At 36.0% G+C, this 4,408-nt stretch carries 9 protein-coding genes; 2 read left to right on the forward strand and 7 right to left on the reverse strand.

The window, feature by feature from the left end; all coding sequences use genetic code 11:
• Window positions 1-184: 184 nt before the first annotated feature.
• The 6 genes from AC5JMK_RS12755 to AC5JMK_RS12780 form a co-directional block, all read right to left on the reverse strand.
• Window positions 185-607, reverse strand: coding sequence for a DUF488 family protein (locus AC5JMK_RS12755; protein ID WP_495910250.1), 423 nt, complete (start codon window positions 605-607; stop codon window positions 185-187).
• A gap of 11 nt (window positions 608-618) precedes the next feature.
• Entirely contained in the window at window positions 619-1,413 is a 795-nt protein-coding gene (locus tag AC5JMK_RS12760; RefSeq protein ID WP_495910251.1) for a DUF8758 domain-containing protein, read from the reverse strand.
• A 253-nt stretch (window positions 1,414-1,666) separates the two neighbouring features.
• Window positions 1,667-1,807, reverse strand: a complete 141-nt coding sequence (locus AC5JMK_RS12765) for a hypothetical protein (protein WP_495910252.1) — start codon at window positions 1,805-1,807, stop codon at window positions 1,667-1,669.
• A complete protein-coding gene (locus AC5JMK_RS12770; protein ID WP_495910253.1) occupies window positions 1,804-2,127 on the reverse strand; it encodes a hypothetical protein in 324 nt (107 codons plus the stop codon). The genes AC5JMK_RS12765 and AC5JMK_RS12770 overlap by 4 nt, the downstream gene beginning before the upstream one ends.
• The gene (locus AC5JMK_RS12775) at window positions 2,124-2,417 is read right to left on the reverse strand and encodes a hypothetical protein (protein WP_495910254.1); all 294 of its coding nucleotides are present in this window, start codon (window positions 2,415-2,417) and stop codon (window positions 2,124-2,126) included. Before AC5JMK_RS12775 ends, AC5JMK_RS12770 begins: the two co-directional genes overlap by 4 nt.
• 150 nt (window positions 2,418-2,567) lie before the next feature.
• Complete coding sequence (locus AC5JMK_RS12780; RefSeq protein ID WP_495910255.1) at window positions 2,568-2,696, reverse strand: hypothetical protein; 129 nt, start codon at window positions 2,694-2,696, stop codon at window positions 2,568-2,570.
• Between the two features lie 83 nt (window positions 2,697-2,779).
• Here AC5JMK_RS12780 and AC5JMK_RS12785 point away from each other — a divergent pair, with 83 nt between their 5' ends.
• A complete protein-coding gene (locus tag AC5JMK_RS12785; protein WP_495910256.1) occupies window positions 2,780-3,169 on the forward strand; it encodes a helix-turn-helix domain-containing protein in 390 nt (129 codons plus the stop codon).
• 273 nt (window positions 3,170-3,442) lie between these two features.
• On the opposite strand, the gene AC5JMK_RS12790 is transcribed toward AC5JMK_RS12785, so the two are convergent.
• On the reverse strand, window positions 3,443-3,637 hold the full coding sequence (locus AC5JMK_RS12790; RefSeq protein ID WP_495910257.1) for a hypothetical protein: 195 nt from the start codon (window positions 3,635-3,637) through the stop codon (window positions 3,443-3,445).
• A 324-nt stretch (window positions 3,638-3,961) separates the two neighbouring features.
• Between AC5JMK_RS12790 and AC5JMK_RS12795 the strand changes: the two genes are divergently transcribed.
• Window positions 3,962-4,357: a helicase HerA domain-containing protein gene (locus AC5JMK_RS12795; RefSeq protein WP_495910258.1), complete on the forward strand. Its 396-nt coding sequence runs from the start codon at window positions 3,962-3,964 to the stop codon at window positions 4,355-4,357.
• The last annotated feature ends 51 nt before the right edge of the window (window positions 4,358-4,408 follow it).

A 4,408-nucleotide genomic window follows, 5' to 3' on the forward strand; every position in this document is an offset into this window, starting at 1 on the left:
ACATGATACAAAACCCTTAACTATACCATAAAATAATTTTGCAAGAGGTCTAATGTATTTGTCAACTTCACGGCTGCGATCGCATCCATTAGCAGACATAGTAGGGTTGTGCAATTTGATATAGGGATTGTAACTTTCCTTTAGTGTATGCGATCGCTCTGAACTCATCGAATCAAGTAGATAACTATTCTAAGTGTTGTATAGGTGTGTTTGTTAATTGTTGTAATTGCTGGGCTACTTCTACTCTATGGCATTGGGATGGAAGCTTTTCAGCACATAGTAAAAGAGTAGTTTCAAGCATAGCAATTTCTGAAATTTCTTGTAATGCTTTTACTGCTTCTTCAATATTCGGGGGAATCCAATTTTTATTGCCAGATGTATTACCTAAAGCTACAGATGAAATGTATTTAATATTTTGGAAATCACAAAGTTTTTTAATCTCCTCTCCATACCATTTTCTACTCCAAGCGCGAGGGGAAGAGCGCACATCAACAACATATTTGACATTAAACAAATTTAAATATGTCAAAAAATCATCGTAATTTTTTCGGTTGCCATATCCGAATGTCAGAATTAATGGTTTTAAGCTTTCACTTTGAGAATTCATTTGCTGCAATATTAAAATAAACTTAATTGTTCTAATTGTACTATTGGTGGATAAAATAGACCAATAATCATGAATGTATTCTTGTGGCTTTTCAAGTTACCAACAATAAAATGTAAATCTTTCTCTCTAATAAAACCTTCTAACTTTTGTTTTACTTTTTCTAGAGATTCTTGTTCTTTTGCTTCTAAGCTATTTGTCTTAGAATTATCTCTACAATTTCGATAAAGCTGCATAATTTCCCAATCACTTATTGAGTATTTATGCTTCTCACCTGCCTCATCAGTAAATTCATATCCAAATTGGTATGGAATTTTCTCTAAATCAATAGATTCTTCAAATAAATCAAGTTGATCTAACACTGCTTGCTGTTGAGGTTTCCATTCACGTTCAGTTGGTTTACTATAGTACTTTTTTATGCTTTGGGGTTTAATGATTCCCAATGACTTATTCTGCTCTTGTATCTGTTTAACAGAATCAAACTTGAGTGGTAATAGTAAAGATTTTCTCTCACGCCAATTATCGGAAGTGTCAACTTTTCTAATAATTTCTATAGTCGAATGATTAGCTCTAAAACTTTCAGATCTATAATCTTTTTCATCTTTGTTTATCTCAGATCTAATAATCGACCATCTAGGATAACGTTTATCATAATCCATATATCTAAATGGAATAGGATATATCCGAATCCATTGCAATGGTTTTTCATCTTCACTTAATAAAATTCCGGCTGTACAAACTGTTTCTCTATATTTAGTGCTAATAGAAGGATAAGTCTTAGTGGCAATCAAAATTTTTCTATATTCCATAATTACTATAGTTAAACTTAACTAATTATATAATTTTAACTTAGAAATTGAAACTTTTTTAAATAAAATATGTTTGAAATTTAAACTTAAATATATAATAAATTTTTCAGATTTTTTCTGATTTTAGTTCTTAGAAAATTCTCTTTTAATCAGTTCTTTGATCCGTTATTTATTATTTACTGTACCGTCCCGTCCGTACTCGAAATTTGGGAACCGCAAGCGATCTCGTAGCGTACTGGAGGTTTATCGCCCCTCATTCCACCACACCCAACAACATCAAAATCTCCCGCACTGGTGCTTTTTCTTGCTCTGACTCCTGTACTCGATTTAGTAACCGCTTGGGAATGTATTTTGATGACTTCACGGCTGCGATCGCCCCCGCTCCAAAACTCATAATGATACTACGCCTGCGGGTAATCTTTGCCACCTTAGTCTCATTTTTGAGACTCCAGTTAAATTTCTGCAATCAACTCTTTGCTCTTGAAAGTCAAATAACTCAAGTTCTTGTAACCTAGCCCTAGCGCGGAAATATGAGGCTTTACTCATCTCAAGTTCTGTGGTGATTTCTAACGTTGAGGGCAGCTGCCAGTAGCGATCGCCAAAAGGATCTTTTTCAATTAGGTAAAGCCATAACGCCATTTCGTGCTTTGTTAGTTTGGACTTTCTAAGTTTTTGAGACATTTCAGGAGTCAGGGGGTAAAATTTTCCCATCATGGCTGTACCTCCAGGGAGGTTACAGCAATTTCATCGCTCAAGAAACCAAGAGCAATAAGTTCTTTGATAGCGTGGCTTACGGCTTCCTTTTGGAGCTTGCGTCTTGGCTTTGACAGTAGACGAGCTATTTCGGCACAATTAATCTCAATTCCCTGGTTATAGGGGTCAACAGTTCGGATGTAGTACAGCACAGCAAGTTGTGCTTGCGTTAATTCTCGGCAGGCTCTTAACCATTCTTCGTGTTGGAGGGGATAAAACTTTCCTTGAATTTTTACGCCGTTTTGCGTCATAATGTACCTCGTAAGAAAAATAAAAATTACGAATTCCTACCCCATTCGACCAGATAGGGGTTTATTTTTGGCTACACACAACCCACATCAAAGTAGCTTTCTCACTGCTGCCTGATGCTGTATCGACTTTTGTTGATAATCTATTGTGTTTTATCGCCATATAGTTGAAGGCGATATTAAATGCACCATCAAAGGTAAAATTAACAAGCCGATGATATAGTTGTGATTAGCCTCAGCCTGTGTTTTGGCTAACTCCATCAGTCGATGTTGGTTTAACATTGACTTAAAGGGTCTAAAATTTTTATAGTTAGCCTATCGCTGTATAAATTTATCACCCTGTTAGCACATAAGCTAATTATGTAATGAAAGTTAACAATTCTGACTTGGCGGATTCATTACCTGTGTCACCTCTATCAACGTCGTTTGATGCGACGATAAGGTTCTATAGGATTAGTGCAAAAGAGTTATCAAAGTTGACAGGAGTTTCTGAGAATCACATCAGCGAATTTCGTCGAGGCAAGCGTGATGTGAGTACCACCGTTCTTTCAAAACTATTGGACGGTGTAGATAACCTTGCGCCTGGTTCTAGACAACACTTTTTTAAGTTGGTTTCTAATCAAAAGCAAGCACCATCATCATTTAGGCAGTCTCTTGTAGAGATTATTCAAAATGCTGACGAAGATGAACTGTTAGATGCAATGGGTGCGATCGCCAACAGAGTCCGCCATTTGCGTAGTCAGCTTGTATCATAAGCTGTTTTAAAGCACAGTAATTAAACTTAGTTTTTCCTACTTGCAGGCTGAAGGATTTTGTGTTACCAATATCAGCAACTCCCAATGTTGCGTGATTGTAGCTGGTAGATGGTAGTACATTTTGTCTGTTGTCTTTCATCATGCTTGTTATATTTATCACCCTAAATTAATGTAAGTTTAATCCAGAAATTGATAGATGAAAATAGCTTGATAATTGCTTTTCATTTAAATAATATATAGAGATAATGCGAAATGTTCATCATATTTTCATCTTCAAACCAAAAGTTTTAAGTGCAGAGGTACAGAAGCGATGCTCTTTGAAAATCGCCTCAGAAAAATTTGAGTATCTGCTTTTTTCTTGTACAAGGGCGATCGCGCCCTAATACAGTACAATTGTACTGTAAAGAGTGAAGTCGCCTTAGTCAAAACACTGATGTTGGATGCTTCCTTGTTTTTTGCTGGAAGCATCTTTTTGTTTAAAAACGAAAGAATAAATTTTTGGCATCAAAACCACCGAAGATGGGGACAAGTTCCAAAACAAAAAATAAAATCGGAACTTTGTATCTCTGCGTGGCACTTCATGGCAGCTTCTCTAGCTTTAGCCCAATTTGACTAATTGACAAAAGTGCAATTACTTTAAACTCTCACGGATGATTATTATGTATATTTTCTGATACTTATCGCCTTAGCAGGTTCATTGTTGTAAAACCTAATCCTAACGTACTAGAATTACTTGTAAATTTCCGAGAAGAAGGTATCACGGGTAAACCAACTGATATCAAAATTGGTAAAGTGCGTTATAGCTCAAGTCTTCGTTTTCAAGCACAAGAAGATGACGTACCCGTATACGTAAGTCCAAAAGATTTTCTTGGTAAGCGTACTGCCCTTTTTGGAATGACCCGAACTGGTAAATCAAATACTGTTAAAAAGGTTATTCAAGCTACCGTTTCTATGAGCGAAAAGGCTGCTTATAAGCTCAGTGATAAGTTAAGTGGTAGTGATGCAGAAAATTTAGAGCCATTGACTGATGATGGACTACCAAAATACCCAGTTGGTCAAATCATATTTGACATCAATGGTGAGTATGCAAACGCTAATATGCAGGATGAAGGTACAGCCATTTTTGAGATATATAAAAATAAAACAACTAGATATAGCACTCTTAACAAAGATGGTTTCAAGGTGTAGTTTTTCACTCTCCCCCAGGGAAAAGTGATTAAGAGGTAACAGGAAGAGGAG

It is taken from the genome of Pelatocladus sp. (assembly GCF_059505505.1).